The 25,080-nt window shown below is 72.6% G+C and carries 16 protein-coding genes; 8 read left to right on the top strand and 8 right to left on the bottom strand.

The window, feature by feature from the left end:
• Window positions 1-4: 4 nt before the first annotated feature.
• On the bottom strand, window positions 5-1,411 hold the full coding sequence (locus tag NR792_RS31905) for a sigma-54-dependent transcriptional regulator (RefSeq protein WP_375756487.1): 1,407 nt from the start codon (window positions 1,409-1,411) through the stop codon (window positions 5-7).
• On the bottom strand, window positions 1,408-2,862 hold the full coding sequence (locus tag NR792_RS31900) for an ATP-binding protein (RefSeq protein WP_375756486.1): 1,455 nt from the start codon (window positions 2,860-2,862) through the stop codon (window positions 1,408-1,410). The genes NR792_RS31905 and NR792_RS31900 overlap by 4 nt, the downstream gene beginning before the upstream one ends.
• Window positions 2,863-3,028: 166 nt before the next feature.
• On the opposite strand from NR792_RS31900, the gene NR792_RS31895 reads away from it, so the two are divergent.
• Together NR792_RS31895 and NR792_RS31890 are read left to right on the top strand one after the other, a co-directional pair.
• The gene (locus NR792_RS31895; protein ID WP_375756485.1) at window positions 3,029-3,964 is read left to right on the top strand and encodes an MBL fold metallo-hydrolase; all 936 of its coding nucleotides are present in this window, start codon (window positions 3,029-3,031) and stop codon (window positions 3,962-3,964) included.
• A 31-nt stretch (window positions 3,965-3,995) separates the two neighbouring features.
• Window positions 3,996-5,807, top strand: coding sequence for a M14 family zinc carboxypeptidase (locus NR792_RS31890; protein ID WP_375756484.1), 1,812 nt, complete (start codon window positions 3,996-3,998; stop codon window positions 5,805-5,807).
• A gap of 83 nt (window positions 5,808-5,890) precedes the next feature.
• Here NR792_RS31890 and cglD read toward each other — a convergent pair whose 3' ends face one another.
• The gene (gene cglD, locus NR792_RS31885) at window positions 5,891-9,301 is read right to left on the bottom strand and encodes an adventurous gliding motility lipoprotein CglD (protein ID WP_375756483.1); all 3,411 of its coding nucleotides are present in this window, start codon (window positions 9,299-9,301) and stop codon (window positions 5,891-5,893) included.
• Window positions 9,302-9,563: 262 nt separating this feature from the next.
• Here cglD and NR792_RS31880 point away from each other — a divergent pair, with 262 nt between their 5' ends.
• Window positions 9,564-10,394, top strand: coding sequence for a TIGR02266 family protein (locus NR792_RS31880; protein WP_375761723.1), 831 nt, complete (start codon window positions 9,564-9,566; stop codon window positions 10,392-10,394).
• Window positions 10,391-11,338, top strand: coding sequence for a serine/threonine-protein kinase (locus tag NR792_RS31875; protein WP_375756482.1), 948 nt, complete (start codon window positions 10,391-10,393; stop codon window positions 11,336-11,338). Before NR792_RS31880 ends, NR792_RS31875 begins: the two co-directional genes overlap by 4 nt.
• A 4-nt stretch (window positions 11,339-11,342) precedes the next feature.
• On the opposite strand, the gene NR792_RS31870 is transcribed toward NR792_RS31875, so the two are convergent.
• The gene (locus tag NR792_RS31870; protein WP_375756481.1) at window positions 11,343-15,143 is read right to left on the bottom strand and encodes an AAA family ATPase; all 3,801 of its coding nucleotides are present in this window, start codon (window positions 15,141-15,143) and stop codon (window positions 11,343-11,345) included.
• Window positions 15,140-16,384, bottom strand: coding sequence for an exonuclease SbcCD subunit D C-terminal domain-containing protein (locus NR792_RS31865; RefSeq protein WP_375756480.1), 1,245 nt, complete (start codon window positions 16,382-16,384; stop codon window positions 15,140-15,142). The genes NR792_RS31870 and NR792_RS31865 overlap by 4 nt, the downstream gene beginning before the upstream one ends.
• Before the next feature lie 453 nt (window positions 16,385-16,837).
• Between NR792_RS31865 and NR792_RS31860 the strand changes: the two genes are divergently transcribed.
• On the top strand, window positions 16,838-17,521 hold the full coding sequence (locus NR792_RS31860; RefSeq protein WP_375756479.1) for a hypothetical protein: 684 nt from the start codon (window positions 16,838-16,840) through the stop codon (window positions 17,519-17,521).
• Between the two features lie 26 nt (window positions 17,522-17,547).
• On the opposite strand, the gene NR792_RS31855 is transcribed toward NR792_RS31860, so the two are convergent.
• Together NR792_RS31855 and NR792_RS31850 are read right to left on the bottom strand one after the other, a co-directional pair.
• Complete coding sequence (locus NR792_RS31855; protein ID WP_375756478.1) at window positions 17,548-18,681, bottom strand: hypothetical protein; 1,134 nt, start codon at window positions 18,679-18,681, stop codon at window positions 17,548-17,550.
• A gap of 29 nt (window positions 18,682-18,710) precedes the next feature.
• A complete protein-coding gene (locus NR792_RS31850) occupies window positions 18,711-19,433 on the bottom strand; it encodes a lysophospholipid acyltransferase family protein (RefSeq protein WP_375756477.1) in 723 nt (240 codons plus the stop codon).
• A 248-nt stretch (window positions 19,434-19,681) separates the two neighbouring features.
• On the opposite strand from NR792_RS31850, the gene zwf reads away from it, so the two are divergent.
• From zwf to gndA, 3 genes are read left to right on the top strand one after another with little or no spacing between them, the layout of a single operon-like run.
• A complete protein-coding gene (gene zwf / locus NR792_RS31845) occupies window positions 19,682-21,223 on the top strand; it encodes a glucose-6-phosphate dehydrogenase (RefSeq protein ID WP_375756476.1) in 1,542 nt (513 codons plus the stop codon).
• Window positions 21,220-21,885 (top strand): 6-phosphogluconolactonase, encoded by a 666-nt coding sequence (pgl, locus tag NR792_RS31840; RefSeq protein ID WP_375756475.1) that lies wholly within the window; start codon window positions 21,220-21,222, stop codon window positions 21,883-21,885. Before zwf ends, pgl begins: the two co-directional genes overlap by 4 nt.
• A gap of 22 nt (window positions 21,886-21,907) precedes the next feature.
• Window positions 21,908-23,335 carry an NADP-dependent phosphogluconate dehydrogenase gene (gene gndA, locus NR792_RS31835; RefSeq protein ID WP_375756474.1) on the top strand — a complete coding sequence of 476 codons (1,428 nt, stop codon included), beginning with the start codon at window positions 21,908-21,910 and terminating at the stop codon, window positions 23,333-23,335.
• Window positions 23,336-23,371: 36 nt separating this feature from the next.
• On the opposite strand, the gene NR792_RS31830 is transcribed toward gndA, so the two are convergent.
• A complete protein-coding gene (locus tag NR792_RS31830) occupies window positions 23,372-25,009 on the bottom strand; it encodes an acyl-CoA synthetase (protein WP_375756473.1) in 1,638 nt (545 codons plus the stop codon).
• Window positions 25,010-25,080: the final 71 nt, after the last annotated feature.

Genomic DNA, 25,080 nt, shown 5'->3' with positions numbered 1-25,080 from the left:
GCCTTCAGTCCCCGCGCTTGAAGTCCTCCGTGCGCACGCCGTAGCGTTTGAGCAGGCGGTGCAGGCTCTCGCGCTCCATGCCCGCGCGCTCGGCCGCGTGGGTGACGTTGCCGGAGAACTCCTGCATCAGCGCGGTGAGGTAGTCGCGCGACACGGCGTCGCGCACGCGGTCCACCGCCTCGCGGTAGGGCTGCTTCGCCAGTGCCTCCGCGGGCAGCGGCCCCGGGGCCGCGGGGGCACGCGCCGTGCCCAGCTCGGGCGGCAGGTCCTCCGGGGTGATGCGGGGGCCCGCCGCCACCGCCGCCGCGCGCGCCACCGCGTTCTGGAGCTGCCGCACGTTGCCGGGCCACGGCGCGGCGGAGAGGGACTGGAGGGCCTGGGGCGTGAAGCCCTCCAGCTCCGGCCGGTTCGCGGCGGCGAGGAAGTGCATGGCGAGCAGCGCGATGTCCTCGCGCCGCTCGCGCAGGGCGGGCATCCGCACCGTCACGCCGCCCAGCCGGTAGTAGAGGTCCTCGCGGAAGCGTCCCTGCGCCACCTCCTCCGCGAGGTCCCGGTGCGTGGCCGCGACCACGCGCACGTCCACCGTCACCGGCGTGGTGGTGCCCACGCGGCGGACCTCCTTCTCCTGGAGCGCGCGGTTGAGCTTCACCTGCACGGGCAGGGGCAGGTCCCCCACCTCGTCCAGGAAGAGCGTGCCGCCGTGGGCCTCCTCGAAGAGGCCGGCCTTCGCGCCCGTCGCGCCGGTGAAGGCGCCGCGCGCGTGGCCGAAGAGCTCGCTCTCCACGAGCTCCGCCGGCAGCGCGCCGCAGTTCACCGCGACGAAGGGCCTGTCGCGGCGCGGGCTCTCGCGGTGCAGCGCGCGGGCGGCCAGCTCCTTGCCGGTGCCCGTCTCGCCGGTGAGCACCACGGTGAGGTCGCGCGAGGCCACCTGCGCGAGCAGCGCGTGCGTCTTCAGGAGCGCGGGGCTGGTGCCGAAGAGGCCGTGGAAGTCCGGCATGCGCGCCACGCGGGCGGCGAGCCCCCGGGCCTCGCGGCGCTGGCGCTGGCGCTCCAGGGCGCGGGCGACGACGAGGGCCACGTCGTCCGGGTCGAAGGGCTTGGACAGGTAGTCGTACGCGCCGTCCTTGATGGCCTCCACGGCCTTGGGGATGCTCGCGTAGGCGGTGACGAGGAGGACCTCCGTGTCCGGCGCGCGCCGCTTCACCTCGCGCAGCACCGTGAAGCCATCCGCGCCCGGCATCTGGATGTCGGTGACCACCACGTCGAACGCGCGCGCGGAGAGCAGGGCCAGGGCCTGGACACCGTCGGGCGCGGTCGTCACCGCGTACGCGTCCCCGAGGATGCGCGCGAACAGCTTGAGCATGTTCTCCTTGTCGTCCACGACGAGGACCGAGGGCTTCGCGTCGCTCATGCCGCCGCCTCCTGTTCGCGCGACGGGGCGGGCAGCGACAGCGTGAAGCGCGCGCCGCCCAGGGGCCCCGCGTCCACGTCGATGCGGCCGCCGTGCGCCTCCGCGATGGCCTGGCTCACCGCGAGCCCCAGCCCCGTGCCGGAGGGCTTCGTCGTGAAGAACGGCTCGAACAGCCGCGCGTCGGACGGCACCCCGGGCCCGGAGTCCGACACCGCCACGCGCGAGGCTCCGTCCGCGTCCACCGCGATGCGCACCTCCACCCGTCCTCCCTCCCCCGCCGCCTCCGCCGCGTTCTTCACCAGGTTGAGCAGCACCTGCCGCAGCCGCGAGGCCTGCGCCCACGCGGTGCCCTCGCCGTGCACCTCCACCGCCGCCGCGCCCAGGCGCGTGGCTTCGCGCAGGCGCAAGACGACCTCCTCGCACGCGTCGCGCAGCGCCACCGGCTCCAGCGGCCCGCGCCCTGGCCGCGCCAGGTCCAGGAGCCCCTCCACGATGTCCTGGCAGCGCACCGCTTCCTCCTCCACCACGCGCAGGTCCTCCGCGAGCGCGCCCTCCGCCCGCCGCTGCAACAGCCGCACGTACCCGAGGATGACGCCCAGCGGGTTGTTGATTTCATGCGCCACGCCCGCCGCCAGCCGGCCGATGCCCGCCAGCTTCTCGTGCTGGACGAGCCGCGCCTGGTGCTCCCGCAGCGCGCCCGTCATCCGGTTGAGCTGCGCGGCCAGGTGCCCCAGCTCCCCCGGGTCATCCTCCGGGATGCGCACGTCCAGGTCTCCGCGCGCCAGCCGCGCCGCGCCCTCCGACAGCCGCGCCACCGGCCGCGCCACCGAGTTGCCGATGTACACGCCCACCCCGGCCGCGAACAGCGTGGCCCCGCCCAAGAGCAGCAGCGCCCAGCGGAAGCTGTCGCGCTCCACCGCGCCCACGTGTGACTCGAAGGCCGCCATCGACGCGTCTGAGTCCGCCGTCAGCGCGTCCACCCGCGCCTGGATGCGCGACACCCACTCCAGCGCCCGCCCATGCGCCGCCTCCACCGCGGGAGCGTCCTTCGCCATCACCGCGGGCAGGAGCGTGTCCCGGTAGAGCGTGTCCAGCGCGTCGCCCGACGCCTGGATGTCCGCCACCGCCGCGCGCTCGTCCGCGTCGCGCGCCTGCTCCGCCAGCCTGAGCGTCAGCGCCTCCACCCGCGCGCGGGCCTCCGTGTGGAAGCGCCGGTGGCTGTCGTTGCCCAGGATGATGGTGTGCGCCAGGTGCGCGTACTGGTCCCGCACCGCCGTGGCCAGCTCGCGCGCCTCCCGCGCCCGGCCGCCCGCCTCGCGCAGCGCATGCGTGCCCGCGTGGATGTCCGACAGCCGGCCGAGCGCATAGCCCGACGCCGCCGCGAACAGCGCCACCAGCGCGCCGAACGCGAGCAACACCCTGCGGGTCGTGGTGCCGGAGACAGGTCCCATGGGAAGCCCTCTTATACGGCGCGGACCCGGGCCCGCGCCCGGCCCGTGTCCTCCGCGCACCGTCCGGCGCCGCATTCCCCTTGCGCCCCTCCCCTCCAGCCGAGCATGACTCGCCAGAGGAGGCGCGGGCCCATCTTTGGGGGACACCCGTTGCCGGGAGCCACTCATGGCGTTGCGCTTCAAGAACCTGGATGGCAGCGGGCCGCACCCCTTCACCCGCGTCTTCAAGTGGGCCGTCACGGACAAGCTCATGGGCAAGCGCCGCGGCTCCCCCGCGCGCGCCGTCGTGCCGCACGTGGAGCCGGACCTGGCCGTGCTCGCCACCCCGCCCGCCCCGGGCGAGGGCGCCCGCCTGACGTGGCTGGGCCACGCGAGCTGGCTGGTGCAGCTGGATGGCTTGTCGCTGCTCATCGACCCGGTGCTGCGCGACGCCATCAACGTCGTCATCCGCCGCAACGTGCCGCCCGGCGTGCCGGTGGAGAAGTTGCCGCGCATCGACGCGAGCCTCGTGTCCCACAACCACTACGACCACCTGGACCTGCCCACGCTCAAGCAGGTGGGCGCCCGCGTCATCACCGGCCTGGGCCACGCGCCGGTGTTCCAGGGCCAGGGCCTGTCCTTCCATGAGCTGGACTGGTGGGAGTGCACGCAGGTGGGGCCCGTGCGCGTGCACTACGTCCCGTCGCAGCACTGGAGCCGCCGCGGCCTCAACGACGCCAACGAGATGCTCTGGGGCGGCTTCGTGGTGGAGGGCTCCAGCGCGCGCGTCTACCACTCCGGCGACACCGCCTACTTCCAGGGCTTCAAGGAGATTGGCGCCCGGTTCCCCAAGCTGGACGCGGCGCTGCTGCCCATTGGCGCCTACGACCCGGCGTGGTTCATGCGGCTGCAGCACATGAACCCGGAGGAGGCGGTGCAGGCCTTCGAGGACCTGGGCGCGCTGGCCTTCTTCGCCATGCACTGGGGCACGTTCAAGCTGACGGACGAGCCGCTCGACGAGCCCCCCGTCCGCCTGGACGCGGAGTGGCTGCGCCGGGGCTGGCCGCGCGACCGCGTGCATGTGCTGCCCGTGGGCGGCACACACACCGTGCGGCACGGTTGAGCGCTGGCGGGGCTTGTGGTCTCAAGCGGGCATGCTCCTGCCCACCCTCGCCGCCCTGGTCCTCACGCAGGCTCCACCCCCTCTCACCACCGTCTCCGAACAGAGCGGCTGGAAGCGCACCGGCCGCTACGCGGAAGCAGAGGCGCTGTGCCGCGCCTTCCCCAAGGCCTTCCCCGGCAAGGCCCGCTGCGACACGCTGGGCACCACGCCGGAGGGCCGCCCCATGGTGGCGCTCGTCGTCAGCCAGGACGGCACCCTCACCGCGGACGCCGCGCGCAAGAAGGGGCGCCCCGTCGTCTTCTTCCAGGGCGGCATCCACGCGGGTGAAATCGACGGCAAGGACGCCGGCTACTGGCTCCTGCGCGACGCGCTCCAGAACCGGGCGTCCGTGCCGGACCTGCTCAAGGGCGTCACCGCCGTCTTCGTGCCCGTCTTCAACGTGGACGGCCATGAGCGCTTCAACCCCAACCACCGCCCCAACCAGGTGGGCCCGGAGGAGATGGGCTTCCGTGTCACCGCGCAGAACCTCAACCTCAACCGGGACTACGTGAAGGCGGACGCGCCGGAGATGGTGCTGCTGCTGAAGTACCTCAACGCGTGGGATCCGCTCGTCTACGTGGACCTGCACGTCACGGACGGCGCGAAGTTCGAACCCGACGTGTCCGTGGGCGTGGAGCCCCAGAAGTCCGGCCCGCCCGCGCTGCGCGCGCTGGGCACGAAGCTGGTGGACGAGCTCTTCGCCGGCCTCACCGCCCAGGGGCACCAGCCGCTGCGCTTCTACCCGTCCTTCCTCCAGGACGACGACCCCACCAGCGGCTTCGCCTACGGCGTCCCCCCGCCGCGCTTCAGCCACGCCTTCTGGTCCGTCCACCACCGCTTCGGCGTGCTCGTGGAGACGCACTCCTGGAAGAACTACGCGCAGCGCGTGAAGGCCACCCGCGACGTGCTGGAGGGCCTGCTCAAGCTCGTGTCCCGTGACGGCGCCGCGCTCCTGGCCGCCGTGAAGGCGGAGGACCAGAAGGCCGTGGCCGGACAGGTGCGCGAGGTGGTGCTCGGCTGGAAGAACACGTCCAAGCGCGAGGCGATTGCGTTCAAGGGCTACGCCTACGAGCGCCTGCCGTCGGACATCTCCGGCCAGCCGTACATCCGCTACGACGACACGCAGCCCCAGACGTGGAAGGTGCCGTACCTGCCGGACGTGGAGCCCGCCGTCACCGCGACGCTGCCCGCGGGCGGCTACCTGGTGTCCGCCGCGCACGCCGCGTGGGTCGCGCCGAAGCTGGCCGCGCACGGCATCGCGTTCCAGCGCCTCACCCGCGCCGTGCCCGCCGCGAAGGTGGAGTCGTTCCGCTCGAAGGACTTCCAGTTCCAGGCGCGCTCCAACGAAGCCCACCAGGGCCTCACCGCGAAGGGCGAGTGGAAGCCGGACACGCAGGACCTGCCCGCGGGGACGCTCTGGGTGCCGGTGGCGCAGAAGAAGGTGCAGCTGGTGGCGCACCTCTTCGAGCCCGCGGGGCCGGACTCGCTGCTGGCGTGGGGCTTCTTCAACGCCCACTTCGAGCAGAAGGAATACATCGAGGACTACGTGCTGGAGCCCTGGGCCCGGGAGCTGCTCGCGAAGGACGCGGGCGTGAAGGCCGCCTTCCAGGAGCGCCTGAAGGACGCTGGCTTCGCCAAGGACCCGCGCGCCCGCCTGCGCTTCTTCGCCGAGCGCCACCCGACCTGGGACGAGCGCCTGGGCCTCTACCCCGTCTACCGCGCCGCCAGCGCGCCTCCGAACCTGGGAGGCCTTGCTCCGGTGAAGGAGCGGGCAGGAAGAAGCCCCCGGCCCGCTTCCCCCTGAAGGGGCGTCGCGGAGCGGGGGCTTCGGAAGTCACCGCCGCGCTCCCGGTCCATGAGGCACCGGGAGCGCGTTTTCATTCACGCCTAGCCGATGGGCTTCTCGCAGGCGCACGTGCTGACGTTGCACGTGAAGCCCGGGCCGCAGCCGCCGCAGTCCGGCTTGCAGACGCAGGCGCACAGGCCCGGGTCGGCGCCGAAGCCAGTGCCGCAGTTGAGCGCGCCCGTGTCGCAGACGCAGCCGCAGGCGTTGGCGTCGAACTTGAAGCCCGCCGCGCAGGTCGCGGACTGCACGCAGCTGCACGAGCAGGAGGCCGTGTTGCACGTCTCGAACGTGCCGCACGTGCCGCCGCAGTCCTGCGCGCAGGTGAAGTCACACACCGCGCGGTCGGTGTTGCACACCTGGCCCGCGGGCGCCGTGCCACCGCAGTCCGCCGGGCACTCGCACTTGTCCGTCGTGCGGTTGCAGACGAGCTTGCCGTCGCAGTAATCCGGGTCGTTCGGGTTGTAGTACTCCGTGTCCGACGAGCACGGCGGCGGGTTGCCGTCCGGCTTGGCCGTGCGGTCGATCCAGTAGCGGTACGACACCGCCGCCTGCGTCTTGCCGGACTCCTTCGGGCGGCACGCGCCGTAGAAGGACACGGTGCGGTTGATGCCGTCCACGTCGAAGCCGTTGCTGCGGCTGCGCGGCAGGTCCCCGCTGCTGGGGCACGCGACGGAGTCCGCCACTTCCGCCACCGCCACCTTCATCGAGGCGCCAATCGGCGGCTTGAGCGTCTTGTAGCCCACGGACGCGATGACGCTGTCCACGATGGCGTTGATGGTGTTGGTGATGGAGGTGTTGTCCCGGATGCTGCCGGACACGCCGCCCGTGGCCTGGATGACGTCCAGGTGGCGCGGGTTCTTGTTGTCCTCGTCCGAGTTGCACCGGGCGCCGTCCGGCGGGCAGATGATGCCGTGCATCTGGATGGGCGCGTTGACCGGGTTCTTCGTCGAGCCCGCCACGGTGCCCGTGTTGAGGAAGTACGCCGTGTAGTCCGCCACGGTGCTGCCGGACTGGTCACGCGTGTCCGTGAGGACGACGACCACCACCTTGGCGCCCGGACGGATGCGCGTCGCCGTGGTGCCGCCCGCCGCGGTCAGGTCGTTGATGGCCTTGCGCGCCGCCTCCAGCGAGCGCTCGGCGCCGTCACCGCCCAGGCCCACCCAGCACTCCTTGTCGCTGGCGCAGGTGGTGTTGGGCAGCGGCGTGTACGTGGGGTTCTGGGTGGTGCCACCCCTCACCGCGCACACGTTGCTGTTGCACACCGCGTTCTGGGTCAGCCACGACTTGAACTGGTCGACGTTCTGCGTGAAGGCGCGGAGCACGCCGTTGTTGGGACCGTTGCCCGTGTACGCGGTCGTGACCATGCCCAGGCGCCAGTCCAGCGTGGCGTTGGCCAGCTTGTTGGCCACCGCCGCCGCCGCGCCGGCGAGGAAGGTCTGCGACGAGGCCATGGAGCCGGAGTCGTCCACCACGAAGAGGAAGTCCACCACCGCGGTGTTGCCGGTGAAGACCTCGCACTGCACCGCGTCCGCGTCGCCGAACTGCGCCAGCGCGGAGCCGCCCGCCGTGTCCGCCATCGTGAAGAGGCTGCCCGCCTCGTTGTAGCGGGCCGCCGACGTGATGGCGAGCACCGCCACCACGCTCCCGTTGGAGCGGTGCACGTACTGCGCCTGGATCTTGAACGGGCCGGTGACGTTCGTGCCGCCGGTGAAGGCGCCCGCGCTGGAGGGCGCCAGCTGCCGCGCCAGCGAGTTGGTGAAGGCCTTGAGCTCCGTCGTGCCGGTGACCCCGTAGCGGGCGACCGCCGCGGGGAAGCCGTCCCAGGTGGTGAACGTCTGCGTGAACTCCACGTCCGCGGGCGCCAGCAGCGCCGCGCCGGCGCGGATGCCCGCCTCGTCACCCGCGGGCGTGGTGGAAGCGCCCACCTGGCCGCGCTTGTACGCGATGAACGTCACCTGCTTCGTGTCGTCCCAGCCCATCACGCCCACGGTCTGACCGTTGGCCGTGAGGTTGATCAGGTTGGCGTTCTTGAAGGTGTTGGGCAGCGCGAGCCGCAGGTCCGCGCCGCTGTCCTCCTTGAACGTCACCGTGCGCAGGTTCTGCTCGCTGCACGCCTTGCCCGCCGGGGTGCTGGCCGCGCCGTCCTTGGGGTCCTTCGGGTTCAACTCACCCGGATCCACGCGGCCGTTCTGGTTGGAGTCCTCCGCGCCGTCGGGGATCTTGTCGCCGTCGGTGTCCGCATTGTTGGGGTCCGTCGTCGTCGCGGGGTCCGCGTCGCCCACGTAGCCGCAGTTGGTGCGCGGGGCCGCGGCCGTCGTCACACCCCGCTCCACGCCGTCGAGCAGACCGTCGCCGTCGGTGTCCGGGTTGGTGGGGTCCGACTCGCCGGGATCCACCTTGCCGTTGGAGTTGAAGTCCTCGCCGAGGAAGCCGTCGCGGCCGGCGCCGTCCTGGAGCCCGTCGCAGTCGGTGTCCCGCTGGCGCGGGTCGGACTCACCGGAGTCCACGCGGCCGTTCTTGTTCTCGTCCTCCACGCCGTCCGCCACGCCGTCGCCGTCCGTGTCGGCCTTGTTCTTGTCGGTGCCGGTGGTGGTCTCCACCGAGTCGGGGATGCCGTCGAAGTCCGCGTCGGGCACGGACGCGGCGCAGTCCGCCACGCGCGGGTTCGTCTCACCCGGGTCGAACTGGCCGTTCTTGTTCACGTCCTCGGCGCCGTCCGAGCAGGTGTCGCCGTCGGTGTCGGGCTTGAGCGGGTCCGTGCTGGTCTGCTTCTCCAGGCCGTCCGGCAGCGCGTCGCCGTCGGAGTCGCGCAGGCGGGGGTCCGTCTCGCCGGGGCTCACCGAGCCGTTCTTGTTCGCGTCCTCCACGCCATCCGCCAGGCCGTCACCGTCGGAGTCCGCGGTGTTGGGGTCCGTCTCCGTGAGGTCGCGCTTGCCGTTGCGGTTGGAGTCCTCCAGGCCGTCCGGCAGCCCGTCCCCGTCCGTGTCCGCCTTCACCGGCGAGGTGCGCGAGGCGGGGTCCAGATCCGGGTAGAAGGAGCACGCGGGATTCACACTCGTGGTGCGACCCACTTCCACACCGTCGCGGATGCCGTCGCCGTCCGTGTCGCGCAGGCCGGGGTTCGTCCTCAGCGTGCCGAAGTAGACGGTGGCGAACTCCTCCTGGTCCGACAGGCCGTCGCAGTCCGAGTCCTTCGTGGCGTTGGTCGGATCATACGGGTCGGTGGTGACTTCTCCGGGGTCGGGGTCGGGGTCGACGATGACGCCCGCGTCCTCGACGTAGCCGGCGTCGAAGCCCGCGTCGAAGCCCGCGTCGAAGCCCGCGTCGAAGCCTCCGTCGGTGGGGGGGTTGGGGTCAGTGCCAGCGTCGGGCTCCGGTTCGGTGCCACCACAGCCCGCCACGAGCGTGGCGGCCAGCAGCGTGCCGGAGAAGAGTCGGATCCAATTGCGCATACGGGGTCTGCACTCCGGAAAGGGGGGTAACGGAGAACACCGGACAGCATAGAGGGACGCGCGGCCGATGCCGATGTAGGTACGCCCTTGGGCCGAGGGTGAATCACGATTCGTAAACTTCGCGTCCAACGCTGCCGCCTGTTTCCGACTGCACTGTCTTTACGGAGGCCAGGAGGGCTCGGTTATCGTCCGCCCCGTGCCTGTCTTCGGTCTTGCGGCGGTATGGGGGGGAGCGGCTTCGCCTGAGAAGGCGGCAGCCGTGGTGGAGGGCCTGGGCGCGCTCTTGCCGTCCGCGCAGTCCATTCAGCTCGTGGTGGCGTTTCGCGACGAGGCGGGCGCGCTGGAGGTGAAGGTGGAGGTGCCCGGCTATCCGCGCGCGGCGGTGGAGCGGCTGGGCGAGGAAGTGCGCAAGAGCGGCGGCACGTTCGTGGAGCTGTGGCGGCTGCCCAAGGCGGAGCGGGACGCGCTGCGCTCGCGCACGCTGGCGGGCGGCACGTCGTTCTCCGGCACCGAGCGCACGCAGGCCGCGCAGGAGCTGCGGCAGCACCTGGAGGCCCTGTCCGCGCGAGGTCCCCTGCCCGCCGTGCCCGCGCCCCAGTCCCCGCCGCCCGCCGAAGCGCCGCCCGCGCCGCCGGCCGCCCCCACCGCGAGCGGAGGCGAGTCGTACCGCGCGCTGGAGACGGCGGCGTCCGCGGATCCGTCATCGCCGGGCGCACCCGCGGGTTCCCCTTCAGGCTCCCCCTCGGGTTCCCCCCCAGGCTCCGGAGACGAGCCCCAGCGCCGGGCCCGGCGCTTCGCCGTGAAGCTGGAGATGGAGTTCCGCACGGAGCTGGACTTCGTGCGCGAGCACGCGCTGAACATCAGCAACGGCGGACTCTTCGTGCGCACCGCGCACCGCCCGCCGCAGGACAGCGTCGTCACGGTGGACGTGAAGCTGCCCAACGGCCAGCGGCTGCAGGGCGAGGCGCTGGTGGTGCACGTGGTGGACGCGCCGTACACGGGGGGCGTGGGGCTGGCCTTCCTGAGCGACGACGCCACCTTCGCGGCGACGCTGGACGAATACCTGGCGAGCCTGGTGGGAGAGAAGGCGTGACGCTGGAGGAAAACCAGACGCCGGAGTGGCCGCGCGACCTGGGGCGCTTCCAGCTGCTGTCGCGGCTGGGGCGCGGCGGCAACGCGGAGGTGTTCCGCGCGCGGATGCTCCAGGGCCCGCTGGCGGGCGAGGAGGTGGCCCTCAAGCGCGTGCGGCCGGAGCGCCTGCGGGATGCGGAGGCGCGCGAGCAGCTGCTGCACGAAGCGGAGCTGGCGCGGTGCCTGGTGCATCCGCACATCGTGGGCTTCCGCGAGTACGGCGAGCTTTCGGACGGGCCCTACCTAGCGCTGGAGCTGGTGGACGGCACGGACCTGGGGCGGGTGCTGGCGCAGTGCCGGCGCCGGCGCATCGAGCTGCCCATCGACATCTCCGTGATGATGGTGCGCCACGTGCTGGAGGCGCTGGCGTACGCGCACGCGGCCACCAACTCCAAGGGCCGGCCGCTGGCGGTGGTGCACTGCGACGTGTCCCCGCACAACGTGCTGCTGTCGCGCGGCGGAGAGGTGAAGCTGGCGGACTTCGGCGTGGCCCGCTCGCGCGCGGGCCTGGCGTTGGATCCGCGCCGGGTGGGCAAGCAGAACTACCGCTCGCCGGAGCTGCTGGCGGGCGAGGTCTCCGTGGCGGTGGACCTGTGGGCGGCGGCGGTGCTGCTGTACGAGCTGCTGTCGCTGGAGTCGCCCTATGCGGAAGGGACGGCCGAGGAGATTGAAGCCTCCATCCGGGGCCTGCGGGTGACGCCCGTGCGCATGGTGGCGCCGGAGGTGTCGGATCCGCTGGCGCTGGTGCTGGACCGGGCGTTCGCGCCGCACCCGTCGCAGCGCTTCTCCTCGGCGGAGCAGTTCGCGCGGGCGCTGGCGGCGCTGAGCGACGACCGCGTGGCGACGCCGCTGGCCGTGGCCGCGGTGGTGCGCGGCCTGATGGGCGCGGAGCCGGTGACGGGCTGAGCCGTCACGCCACCTGCTGATCCGAGGGCACGACGAGCCCCGCGTCACCTTCGACGACGAGCCGGCTGCGGCCGCCGCCCTGCTTCACCACGCGCACCTGCACGCCGATGCGCTCGGCGAGCCCGCTGACGTGGGAGATGATGCCCACCTGGCGGCCGGTGGCCTGGAGCGCGTCGAGCGTGGCCAGCGCCACCTCCAGCGTCTCCGGGTCCAGCGTGCCGAAGCCCTCGTCGATGAAGAGGGTCTCCACCTGCGTCGTCTCCGACGACAGCGAGGCCAGGCCCAGCGCGAGCGCCAGCGACACGAGGAAGCTCTCGCCACCGGAGAGGCTGGCCACGCTGCGCACCTCGTCGCCCATGTCGCCGTCCACCACCTGGAGGTCCAGGTCGTGGCCGGGCACGCGCTCCAGGCGGTAGCGGCGCGCCAGCTCGCGCAGGTGCGCGTTGGCGTGCAGGAGCAGCGCGTCCAGGGTGAGGCTCTGGGCGAAGACCTTGAACTTCTTCCCGTCGTGCGAACCGATGAGGTCGCCCAGCGTCTTCCACACCTCCGCGTCGGCGCGGCGCAGCTCCAGCGCCCGGGCCTCCGCGCCATGGCGCGCGCGGGCGGCGTCATCCGTGTCCAGCTTCGCGCGCAGCAGGGCCTCGGCGCGGCGGCGCACCTCCACGTCGGTGCGCAGGCGTTCGCAGAGGTCCGCGACGTCCGCTTCCGCGAGCGTGGGGAGCCCGGAGGACTCGTGGCGGACGCGGCGCTCGCGGCGCTCCACGAGGATGGCGCGGGCCTGGGCCACGGACTCACGCAGGGCGTTGAGCGCGCGGGCTTCCGCGTCGCACCAGGCGGCGCCGCGCGACAGCAGGGCCTTGAGCTCATCCAAGGTGGTGCCGTGTCCGGCGAGGCGCTCCGCGAGGACGGCCTGGGCGCTGTCGAGGACGCGGGCGGCCTCGGTGCGAAGGCGCACGGCGTCCTCGGCGCGGGCGGTGGCCACCTTCTCCGCCTGCTGGAGGGCTTCGGACTCCTCGCGGGCGCGTTCGTAGGCGGCCTGGGCGGCGTCGAGCCGCGCCTGGACCTCCGCGCGCACCTCCTGCGTGGAGCGGCCCTGGAGCAGCCGGGCGCGGGCCCTGGAGGCGTCCTGGAAGGCGGCGTCCTTGAGGCTCGCGCGGTGGGTAGCGGTCTCCGCGTCCTCGTGACGGGACTGGAGCCGGACTTCTTCACGGGCGCGGCGGCCCTGCTCCTCCTCCAGGCGCTTGCGAGCGGCCTCCAGCTCCGCGAGCTTCTCGCGCCACTTCGTCACGCGCGCCAGGCACTGGCCCTGGAAGCGCACGGGATCCGCGGCGAGCTTGTCCTTCCAGGTGACCTCCTCGCTGGCGAAGGGAGGGGACACCTCGGTGAGCGCGCGCTGCCGGGCATCGCGGGCGGTGTCCCGGCGGAGGAGTGCATCCCGGTGGGACTGGGCCGCGCGGGACAGGGCGTCCTCGGCCTTGCGAAGGGCTTCGGCCGCGCCTTCGCGCCGGGTGCGCCGGGTCTCCAGCAGGGCCCGGGCCTCGCGCGCGGCGCTGGCCCGGGCTTCCGCGGAAGCCTCTTCCTCACGGAGGGTCGCCAGCCGGACGCGCACGTCCTCCTGGGCCGCACGGATCCACGCCTGGGCGGTGGGGGCCTCCGCGTCCTCGGGGGGCTCCAGGGCCACGTCATCGTTCGACGGGAGCACGGCACGGGTCCACCGCTCGCGCGCCGCGCGCCAGGATTCGCGGTGCCCCGTGCGCTTGCGGGCCGCCGTGTCTCGTCGACCTTCGGCCTGGGTCGCGGCCGTGTCCGCCGTCGCCTGCCGCACGCTCGCCGCGCTCTCCTGCTTCGCCGCGGCATCGCGCGCCGACTCCAGCTCCAGCACCCGGGCCGCGGCCTCCGCGACCAGTCCCTCCAGCGCGGAGCCCTCCCGGGCGTACGGATGCTCGAGCGCTCCACACAATGGGCACGGCTCACCGTCGTGCAGCGCGGCCCGGTGCGAAGCCAGCCCCTGCGTCGCCTCCGCGCGCGACTGCGCACGGCGTGCCTCGTGGAGCATCGCCTCCTGCGTCGCGCGTCGCGCCGCCGCGTCCTTCGCCTCCTCCGCCGCGCGCAGCGAAGCCTCGCGGTGCGCCTTCACCTCCGCCGCCGCGTCGCCTTCCGCCGTGCCCTCCGCCCGCGCGCCTTCGCCCGCGAGCGCCAGGGCTCCCAGCGCTTCCTGCCGGGCCAGCAGCGCCTCCCGGAGCGCCCGCCGGGCCGCGCCGCCATCCTCACCCAGCGCCGCTTCCGCGTGCGTCGCCAGGGCCTGCGCCTGCGCTTCCGACTCGGCCGCGTCCTGGTGCTCCTCACGGCGCGCCTGGGCTTCGTTGCCCAGCCGGTCCGCGTCCTTCCCCAGCCGGTCCGCGTCCGCGCCCGCCGCCTGCTCCTCCTTCAGCGCCCCCGCGAAGCGCTCCAGCTCGCGCTGCCAGCGGGGCCACTCCGTCGCCAGGGACTCCCAGCTCGCATGGGACCCGCGCCAGGCCTCGGCCGCGTCCACCACCGCCTGGGCCTTCCCTTCCGCCGCCTGCACCAGCGCCAGCGCGTCGCGCGCCGAATCCTCCTGGGCCTTCGCCTGCTTCGCCAGCTCCGCGGCCTCGCGGGCCTCGCGCTCCGCCTCCGCGCGGCGCGTGTCCAGCGTCGCGGCCTCCTCCAGTGCCGGACGCACCGACGCCTCCGCGTCCAGCGCCGCCGCCCGCGCGGCCTCCGCCTGCAACCGCACCTGCCGCTGCGCCGCCGCCGCCGCGAGCGCGCCTTCCGCCTGCGAGGCCCGCTCCAGCTGCTCGGCCTCCGCCCTCACGCAGCCCTGCTCCGCGGTCTCCACCGCGGACACCACCGCGCGGAAGCCCTCCGCCGCGCGCACCGACTCCAGCAGCGCCTCGCGGGGCGCCGCCTCCTCCCGCTCCGCCTCCGCCCGCGTCACCGCGCTCGTGGCCTGCTGCTCCTGCGCCACGAACTCCGCGAGCCGCGCGAACCAGGACCGGGCCGCTTCCGCCTCGCGCAGCCGCGTCTCCTCGCGGATCCGCGCCGCTTCCTCGTCGCCCAGCTGGACGCGCGCGGCCTCGCGATCCGCGTCCGACATCAGCGCGATGGCCGCGAGCCCCTGCGACAGCCGCTTCAGCTCCTCCTGCTCCTTCGCGTTCTTCTCGTGGGCCGCGATGGACAGCCGGCTGTACACCTCCGTGCCCGTCATCCGCTCCAGCAGCTCCGCGCGCTCGTTCGCGTCCGCGCGCAGGAACGCCGCGAACTCGCCCTGCGCCAGCAGCGCCGAGCGCCGGAACTGATCGAACGACAAGCCCAGCCGCTCTTGAATCGCCTGGAGCACCTCGCCCTTGGTGCGGCCGAACACCTGCCCGGAGGCCACGTCCGTCAGGCTCAGCTCCTGCGGCCGGAATCTCCCCTCCGCGCGCTCGCGCGCCCGCCACACGTTCCAGCGCGCCCGGTAGCGCCGCCCGTCCTTGCCCAGGAAGTCCACCTCCGCGTGGCCCTTGCCCGCCCCGCGCCGCAGCATGCCGCGCACGTCGTAGGCGGACAGCCGTGCCTCCTCGTCCTCGTCCGCCCGGCCCACCAGCACCTTGCTGGGCCCGCCCAGCCGGGGCGTGCGGTCGAACAGCGCCAGGCACAGCGCATCCAGCAGCGTGCTCTTCCCCGCGCCCGTCGCGCCGGAGATGGCGAACAGCCCCAGCCGGTCCAGCGGCGCCCGGTCCAGCTCCAGCGCGAAGTCCCCCGCGAAGCTCGTGAGGTTGCTGCCGCGAATCGCGAGGATCTTCACGACGCGTCCTCCTGCACCTGAGTGAGCAGCGCGTGGAACGACTCCAGCAACCCCGGCGACGGTGCTTCCTTGAAGTCCCGCGCGTAGCGGGCGAGGAACACGTCCTCCGGCGTGCGCTCACGCAAGGACAGCCCCGGCCGCACGTCCGCCAGCGCCCCGCCCGTGCCCGTGTAGAAGGGCGTCAGCTTCACCAGCCGCGCCGCCCGGCCCTCCAGCGCCTTCTCCACCTTGTGGCGCAGCGCCGGCTCCGGCCGGGGCAGCGACACGCAGACCTCCAGGTACGGCCGCATCGACTCCGGCGCTCCCGCCTCGCACGCGGGCAGCGCCGCCAGCAGCTCCAGCACCTCCGACAGCGGCGCCGCGTCCCGGGCCGGCACCCGCATCATGTCCGTGGTGCGCGGCACCGACAGCGGACGCACCTGCTGGAGCGCCCCGTCCTCCAGGTCCAGCACCAGCACCTGGTGCCGGTAGTGCGCCTCCGACAGCGACAGCGGCAGCGGCGACCCGCTGTAGCGCACGCCCTCGCGGCCGCCCACGCGCTGCGCCTTGTGCAGGTGTCCCAGCGCCGCGTACGCGACGTCCTCCGGGAACAGGTCCACCGGCAGCGCGTGCTGGTTGCCGCCCAGGATCTTCCGCTCGCTCAGCTCCGACAGCTCCGAGCCCGTCATGTAGCAATGGCCCATGGCCACCAGCGCCTGCCCGGACCTGCGCCGCCGCCGCGCGCCCTCCAGCACGTCCGAGTAGACGGAGCGCACGCCCTCCACCAGCCGGTCCCCTTCCCCGTCCGGCACCGAGGGCAGGTCCGAGGGCCGCAGGTACGGCACCGCCGCCACCCACGCGCCCACCTTCCCGCGCGCGTCGTGCACCGGCACCACCAGCCGCTCCAGCTCCAAGCCGCCCCGGTGACGCGGCAGTCCGCCCACCACGCGCACGCCCAGCGCGTGGAACAGCGGATCCGGCGCGTCCAGCCGCGCGGCGGAGTCGTGGTTGCCGCCCACCACCACCACGTCCAGCTTCGGCAGCGTGCGCCGGGCCCGGGCGATGAAGTGGTACCAGGCCGCCTGCGCCTCCGCGCTGGGGTTGGCCGTGTCGAAGATGTCCCCGGCCACCAGGAGCGCATCCACCTCCTGGGACTCCAGCGTGTCCAACAGCCACGTCAGGAACGCGGCGTGCTCCGCTTCGCGTGAGACGTCATACAGCGTGTGGCCCAGGTGCCAGTCCGACGTGTGCAGCAGGCGCATCCAGCGTTCACCCTCCCTCGTGGCCCGGTGGCGGGTGCGGGCCGGGCAGCCTCCCCCGGTCCCAACCCCGACTCCAAGCGGCGAGCCCTCGCTCCCTTACCCGCCCCCTCTGACATTGTCGAAAAAGGGTGTCATTCCGCGCGCTTGCATCCGTGGCCTGCCCGACGCGTCCCGTCCTCCCCACCCCACGCGCCACGGAGCCTGACGTGCGCGAACCCCGCCATCCGTGAGGGCACACCGGCGGAGTGGGGACGCGTGCGCCATCCGTGCACCTGCCGCGGGTCCCCGCGCGACAGCGGCGCGAGGCACGCGGGATTCCACACGTTTGCATGCGCGCGGCGTCCCTTCCCCAGGTCCGCGTACCCCATGCAGCAAGCTTGCCCGGCGCGCGGCGGTGCATCCGCGATCGGATTGTGGTTCCCGCGTCGCGGGGCCCGTGCACAATGCGCCGCCATGCTTTCCGGTGTCTTCTCCCCGCTCGGCATCCTCGCGTCCCTGCTCGTCCTGGGCGCCCTGGTCCTCGCCACGCTGTTCCAGCTCAAGCGCCGTCAGCGCGCCGCGTGGGAGGCGTTCGCGAAGGCCCACGGCCTCTCCATCGCGGAGCGTCGCATGGAGGTGCAGGGGCGCTACCAGGGGCGGCCGCTGCTGCTCGCCACGGGCAAGCGCGGCGGCGTGGGCGGCAAGAAGCGCCACACCGTGACGGTGCTGCGGCTGGACCTGGAGGGCGCGCTGCCCGCGGACCTGCTGCTGGAGCACGAGCGTCCCGAGGACAAGCTCCCCGGCGCCGCCACCCCGCGCGAGGAGATGCTGGGCGACGCGGAGCTGGACGCGGCCTTCCAGGTGGAGGGGCTGGCCCCGGAGGCGCGCCCCGTCATCCTGGATCCCGGCGTGCGTCAGCGCCTGCTGGGCCTGAAGGGCCACCGCCGCGTGAGCCTCAAGGGCGGCTGGCTCCAGGTGGAGCAGCGCGGCGTCCCCGCGAGCGCCGCCGCGCTGGAGGCGTTGATCCGCGCGCCCCACGACCTGGCCCGCGCCATCACCGAGGCCGCGCCCGCGCTGCCCGCATCGAACGCGATGGAGGCCTCGCCGCACGCGGGGGCCCCGCTGGACGAAGAGCTGCCCGGCTCCGAGCACGCCTGAGCCTTCGCCCCGCGCGGAAACCCCGCTCAGGTCCGGCGACGCAGGGCGCGCAGCCCCAGCAGGCCCAGCCCCATCCACACCGCCGGAGCCAACCCGGTGGTCGCGCAGCCACAGCTCCAGGGGTCGATGATGTCGTCGCCCTCGTCCCCGAACCCGACGGGCCCGGCATCCACCGCCGCTCCCGCGTCCGGAGCGGGACCGTCCACGAACACCAGGATGGGCTCCGCCTCGACCTGGTGTCCTGCCAGGTCCGTCACATGGACCTGGAGGACATGGGCTCCAGGGACGAGCCCCGTGAGGTCCCAGTCGCTCACGGAATAGACGGGGCCCGGGCCCTCCAGGGTCGCCAGAGTCTCACCATTCACCCGGAACCACGCGCGCGCGCACCCCACGTCGTCGATGCACTCGCAGGTGAAGTCGACCCGGGGCCCTGACAGCCGTTTGCCGTGGAGCGGGGCGAGGATGCGCGCCACAGGGGGCTGATCCCGCCCCACGACCAGCCGGAAGGACAGCTCCGCATCAGGTTGCTGCCCGTTGCTCGCCACCACCGCCACGTCCACCTCCCCCAGCTGGGAAGGCGTCCACGTGAGGTTGCCCATGGCATCCAGGTTCATGCCCGGAGGCGCGGTGCGCAAGGCATACGTCGGCGCGGGCCGTCCCCGCGCGTGCACGGTGAGCCGATAGGCGATGTCCACCACGGCCTGGGTGATGGGCACGGTGGTGAAGACCGGAGCCATGGGGTCCTGATCCGCCTCCGTCGCGACGACGGTGCGCGACTCCAGGCCCGGCGCGGACAGCGTGAAGGTGGCCGTGCCGTCCTCGGTGTCCGCGTCCTTCGCGGCCTCCAGCACCACCTGCTGGGGCGCGCTCCAGGTGGCCGGCTCGAACGTGAGCCACGGCCCTTCCCGCACCGTGAGGTCCGCGTCGCCGTCCGTCCGCGCCACGCCGACGGTGAGCGGCTCCGCACCCGGAGGGCCGGACAACGCCACGCTGAAGGACGCCGTGCCCCCCTCAACCACCCTCACCGACGACACGAACAGCACCAGGCGCAAGGGGTCGTAGGTTCCCGCCTCCGGCAAGGGGGTGGGAAGGGCAGGAGTCCCGGCCCACGCCGAGGAAGACAGACAGACCCCGAGCCAGCACAGGAGCAGGTGGCGCATGCCCCTGACGCTACCCCGTCCGTGCCCCTTCACCCCACCCGCGCGAGCGCCTCCACGAACCGCTCGCGCACGTGCGTGGCCAGCGCCGCGGAGTCCGGTCCGAACGTCTCCGGCGGCAGCGCCGGCATCACCTGCACCGTCACGGTGGCGCGAGGGCTCATCCACGGCCCGTCCCCATCCACCAGCTCCCGCGTGCCGCGCACCAGCACCGGCACCACCGGCACGTGCTCCTCCAGCGCCAGCTGGAACGCGCCGCGCTTGAAGGGCAGCAGCTCCCCCGGTGAGTACGTCCCCTCCGGGAAGATGAGCACCGGGATGCCCTTGCGGAGCCACCGGCGGCACGGGCCCAAGAGCTGCTCCATGGACGTGGAGCTGCCGCGCACGATGGGCACGTAGCCCAAGAGCGTCATCATCCAGCCCACCAGCGGCGTGCGGAACAGCGACGCCTTCGCCACGAACTTGTACGGCGTGAACAGCCCCATCACCGCCAGGATGTCCGCGAACGACTGGTGGTTGACGACGTAGACGCACGGCCCCTTGGGCAACAGCTCCCGCCCCTCCACCCGCACGCGCCAGCCGGGCGAGGCGTGCAGCCACAGCCCGTAGCACCACCGGCACACCAGCACGTGCAGCCACTGGCGGTCAGGGTCCAGCGGGTACGCCACCACGAACAACACCGCGCCCAGCGTGAAGAGGATGGGCGCGGTGACGAGGAACAGCGCGAAGAACCACAGCGAGACGACGTAGCGCATGCGTGAGGGAGGCCCTGTCCAGCGCGAGCCCGGAGGCGTCAGGGCCGTCAGGAGTACCACGTTCCCACGACCCCGCTCACGCCCGGCCGCCCGCGTGCCCTCCGAAGAAGCCTGGGCAGAGCCCGGCCTCGGCCCCCGCGCGAGGCAGGCAAGACGTCGGGCCCGCATCATTCTCCTGCAATGCGCTTGCAGGGCCGCCAGATTAGCGCCTTAAGGTGCCCGGTCGGTAACACGGAGGGAGACACCGCATGGACGCGCAGGGAGTGCACATCGAAACCCATCCCCGTGAGGGCGAACCGGTGTTCAGCGCGGGCCGCCCGGACCCCTGCACCCTGGTCCTCTTCGGCGCCACGGGCGACCTGGCGGAACGCAAACTATTCCCGGCCCTCTTCGAGCTCGCCCGCTCCGGCCTGCTCCCGGAGCACTTCGCCATCGTCGCCTTCAGCCGCTCCAAGCTGGACGACGCCGCCTTCCGCGAGCACGTGAAGGACGGCCTCCAGAAGTTCGCCCGCACGCAGCCCCTGGACGAGGCCACCTGGAAGCGCTTCGCGGACACCATCGAGTGCGTCTCCGGCGGCTACGACGACCCGGAGACCTTCCAGCGGCTGAGCGCCAAGCTCAAGGACGTCTCCCAGCGCCACAAGACGGACGGCAACCAGCTCTATTACATGGCCACGCCGGCCTCCACGTTCCCGCAGATCATCCACAGCCTCGCGGGCGCGGGGCTGCTCAAGCGCGAGGAGCAGCCCGGCCAGAAGCCCTGGAAGCGGCTCATCATCGAGAAGCCCTTCGGCCATGACCTGGAGAGCGCGAAGGCCCTCAACAGGGAGCTGGGCGCGGTCCTGGACGAGCGGCAGATCTTCCGCATCGACCACTACCTGGGCAAGGAGACGGTGCAGAACATCCTGGTGTTCCGCTTCGCCAACGCCATCTTCGAGCCGCTCTGGAACCGCCAGCACATCGACCACGTCGAAATCACGGCGGCCGAGGCCATTGGCGTGGAGGGCCGCGGCGGCTTCTACGACGAGACGGGCGTCATCCGGGACATGGTGCAGAACCACCTGCTCCAGGTGCTGGCCCTGTGCGCCATGGAGCCGCCGGTGTCCTTCGGCGCGGAGGACATCCGCGACGAGAAGAACAAGGTCTTCCGCGCGCTGCGCCCCATTGAAGGCGGCGACGTGCCCCAGCACGTGGTGGTGGGCCAGTACGAGGGCTACCAGGACGAGAAGGGCGTGAAGAAGGGCTCGCGCACGCCCACCTACGTGGCCATGAAGATGAACATCGACTCGTGGCGCTGGCAGGGCGTGCCCTTCTACCTGCGCGCGGGCAAGAACCTGAAGAGGCGCCTGACGGAGGTGTCCATCCACTTCAAGTCGGTGCCCATCGGCCTGTTCAGCGGCGGCGGCGCCACCTGCCAGCGGCTGCAGCCCAACGTGCTCACGCTGCGCATCCAGCCGCACGAAGGCATCGCGCTGTCCTTCGAGTCCAAGATTCCCGGCGAGGACGTCAACATCGGCGGCGTCACCATGGACATGGACTACGCGGAGAGCTTCAAGAAGCCCGTGCCGGAGGCCTACGAGCGGCTGCTCCTGGACTGCATGCGCGGCAACGCCACCCTCTTCGCGCGCCAGGACAGCGTGGAGCAGGCCTGGGGCTACATCACGCCCATCCTCCAGGCGCTGGAGACGGAAGCCGGCGGCACGGTCCACACCTACGCCAAGGGCAGCAAGGGCCCCGAGGCCGCGGACGCGGTTCCCGCGAAGAACGGCCGAAGGTGGTCCACGCTATGAGCCAGCCCCTCATCGTCCCTTCCGAGCAACTGACCCGCGAGGCCGCGGACTGGATGGCGCGCGAGCTGGAGAAGGCGCTCGCGACGAAGGCCCGCGTGAGCCTGGCCCTGTCGGGTGGCAACACGCCCAAGCCCGCGTACCGGATGCTCGCGGACCACAAGCTCCCCTGGGAGCGCGTGGACGTGTACTTCGTGGACGAGCGCTTCGTGCCGCCCGACCACCAGGACAGCAACTACCTGCTGGTGAAGGAGTCGCTGCTTCAGCCGCTGAAGCTGCCGGACGCGCAGGTGTTCCGCATGCAGGGCGAGCGCACGGACCGCGACGCCGCCGCGCGCGACTACGAGAAGACGCTGCCCGTGAAGCTGGACGTGGTGCTCATCGGCGTGGGCGAGGACGGCCACACCGCGAGCCTCATGCCCGGCCACCCCGCGCTCCAGGAGCGCACGCGGCGGGTGCTGGCGGTGGAGCAGAGCGCCAAGCCGCCGCCGTGGCGGATGACGCTGACGTTCCCCGTGCTCCAGGGCGCGGGGGCGGTGCTGGGGCTGGTGGCGGGCGAGGGCAAGCGGGACGCCATGCGGCGGGTGCTCGCGGGCGATATGTCCCTGCCCGCGGCGCACGTGACGAACACGCAGTGGATGCTGGACCCCTCCGCCCACGGGTGAGGCGGATCCTCTGGAGGGAACGATGAGCACACAGACGAAGCCGGCGCAGTTCGGCGTGGCGGGCATGGGCGTCATGGGCGCCAGCCTGGCCCTCAACATCGCGGACCACGGCTTCCGCGTCGCCGTATGGGACCGCCACCCGGAGAAGCTCCAGCAGGTCCAGCAGGAGAACCCGAAGCAGGCCCTGGCGGGCTTCCCGGAGCTGGAGCAGTTCGTCGCCGGCCTGGAGCGCCCGCGCCGCATCCTCCTGATGATTACCGCCGGCGCCCCCGTGGACGAGATGATGGCGCGGCTGTTCCCGCTCCTGTCGCCCGGCGACGTCATCATGGACGCGGGCAACTCCTGGTACCTGGACACGCGCCGCCGTGAAGCGCTGTGCAAGGAGAAGGGCTTCCACTTCCTGGGCATCGGCGTGTCCGGCGGTGAAGAGGGCGCGCGCCACGGCCCGTCCATCATGCCCGGCGGCCCCAAGGACGCGTACGCGCTGGTGCAGCCGGTGCTGGAGGCCATCGCCGCGCGCAGCGAAGAGGGCCTGTGCGTCACCCACGTGGGCCCGGAGGGCGCGGGCCACTTCGTGAAGATGGTGCACAACGGCATCGAGTACGCGGACATGCAGCTGCTCGCGGAGACGTACGACGTGCTCCACCGCGGCCTGGGCCTGGACACCGCGACACTCGCCGACCTCTTCAGCAAGTGGAACGAGGGCATCGCCGAGTCGTTCCTCCTGGAGACCACCATCAAGGTGCTGCGCAAGCGCGACCCGGAGACGGGCAAGCCGCTGGTGGACCTGGTGCTGGACAAGGCCGGACAGAAGGGCACGGGCAAGTGGACGGTGCAGGTGGCGCTGGACCTGGGCGTGCCGGTGCCCTCCATCGCGGCCGCGCTGGACGCGCGCAACCTGTCCTCGCGCAAGGAGGAGCGCGTGGCCGCGAGCAAGAAGCTCCACGGCCCCGCCATCTCCCTCTCGTCGGAGGAGCAGAAGGAGCTGGCCCAATGGGCGCACGACGCGCTCTACGCGGCGCGCGTGGTGACGTACGCGCAGGGCATGCGGCTCATCCAGGCGGCGTCGGACGAGTACAAGTGGGGCGTGTCGCTGGCGGAGATGGCGCGCATCTGGCGGGGCGGCTGCATCATCCGCGCGAAGCTGCTCACCCCGCTGCGCGAGTCCTTCCAGCAGCAGCCCACGCTGCCCAACCTCATGGTGTCGGAGGCCTTCGCGCCGGTGCTGAACAAGATGGCCCCGGCGTGGCGCAAGCTCGTGGGCGCCGCGACGGCGGCGGGCATCCCCGTGCCGGTGTTCAGCAGCAGCCTGGCGTACATGGACAGCTACCGCAGCCCGGAGCTGCCGCAGAACCTCACCCAGGCGCAGCGCGACGCGTTCGGCGCGCACACGTACCAGCGCCGGGACAAGCCCGACGCCGGCTTCGTGCACTCGGACTGGCTGAAGTAGTCCCCTGCCCCGTCTGCGCGCCGCTCACTTCGCCGCCTACTTTCTTTGGGTGGCGCGCAGCTCGGCGCGGCGGATCTTCCCGCTCACCGTCTTGGGCAGCTCCGTGACGAACTCAATCTCGCGCGGGTACTTGTAGGGCGCCGTGGTCTTCTTCACGAAGTCCTGCAGCTCCTGCGCGAGCTGGGGCGACGGGGTGTGGCCCGGCGTGAGCAGCACGTACGCCTTGATGCGCTGGCCAATCTTGTCGTCCGGCACGCCGATGACGGCGGACTCCGCCACCGCCGGGTGCTCAATCAGCGCGGACTCCACCTCGAAGGGGCCCACGCGGTAGCCGGACGTCTTGATGACGTCGTCGGAGCGCCCCACGAACCACAGGTAGCCGTCCGCGTCGCGCACCGCGCGGTCGCCGGTGACGTACCAGTCCCCCCGGCTGCTGGCGGCGTTGGCCGCGTCGTCGTTGAGGTAGCCCGCGAACAGGCCCACCGGCCGCTCCGGCTTCACGCGCACGGCGATGTCGCCCTCCTGCCCGTCCGCGACCTCGTTGCCGTGCTCGTCGATGACGCCCACGGTGAAGCCCGGGGACGGCTTGCCCATGGAGCCCACGCGCGGCTCCATCCCGGGGAAGATGCCGACAATCACCACCGTCTCCGTCTGGCCGTAGCCCTCGCGGATGTGCAGCCCGGTGGCCTCCTTCCACGTCTGGATGACCTCCGGGTTGAGCGGCTCGCCCGCGCTCAGCGAGTGGCGCAGCGAGGACAGGTCCACCGCCTTCAAGTCCTGGAGCACCAGCGCGCGCCACGCGGTGGGCGGCGCGCAGAAGGTGGTGACCTTCTCCCGCTCCAGCACCTTCAGGAAGGCCACGGGGTCGAAGCGGCCGCGGAAGTCGTGGACGACGTTGCACGCGCCCACGCTCCACGGGCCGAAGAGCTTGCCCCACGCGCACTTCGCCCAGCCGGTGTCGCTCAGCGTGAGGTGCCGGTCCTCCGGCGTCAGGTCCAACCAGTAGCGGCCGGTGATGAGGTGCCCCTGGCCGTAGCTGGACTGGGTGTGCAGCACCATCTTCGGCATGCCCGTGGTGCCGGACGTGAAGTAGATGAGCAGCGGATCATCCGCCTTCGTGGGCGGGAACGCCGGGGCCCCGCCTTCCGCCAGCGCCTCCGACGTGTAGCGGGTCCACGGAGAAGGCGCGTCGCCGGTGGACACCCACGTCGTCACGCCGGGGGCCTGGCCCAGCACGCCCTCGAAGCGGTCCAGGCAGCTGCCGTCGGTGAGCACGGCCTTCGCGCCGGACACCTCCAGCCGGTAGCGGATGTCCTTGGCCGTGAGCATGGGCGTGCCGGGCATGAAGACGATGCCCGCGCGGATGCAGCCCAGCACCAGGAACCACCACTCCGGCACGCGGGGCATCAGGATGAAGGCCCGGTCGCCGCGCTTCAGGCCCAGCCCGGTGAGGAAGCGCGCCGCGTGCAGCGAGCGCTCCCTCAGCTCCTGGAAGCTGAAGCGCCGCGAGCGCCCGGACTCGTCGGACCACTGGAGCGCGGGGGCCTGGGGCCGCTCGGCCGCGTGCCGGTCGATGACGTCCGTGGCGAAGTTGAAGTGCGCCGGCCGCTCCCACCGGAAGTCACGGCGGGTGGACGCGTAGTCGGCGGAAGCGCGGGGCGGGGACTCGGGCATGGGCGGCTCCTGGGGAGTTCCGACAACCCCAGCAGCCTGTCACGTCATCCCGAGCGGTGAGGCGGAAACCC

Source organism: Corallococcus exercitus, from assembly GCF_042231735.1.
GTDB classification, from domain to species: Bacteria; Myxococcota; Myxococcia; order Myxococcales; family Myxococcaceae; genus Corallococcus; species Corallococcus exercitus_B.
This window is presented reverse-complemented; position numbering and strand designations above follow the sequence as displayed.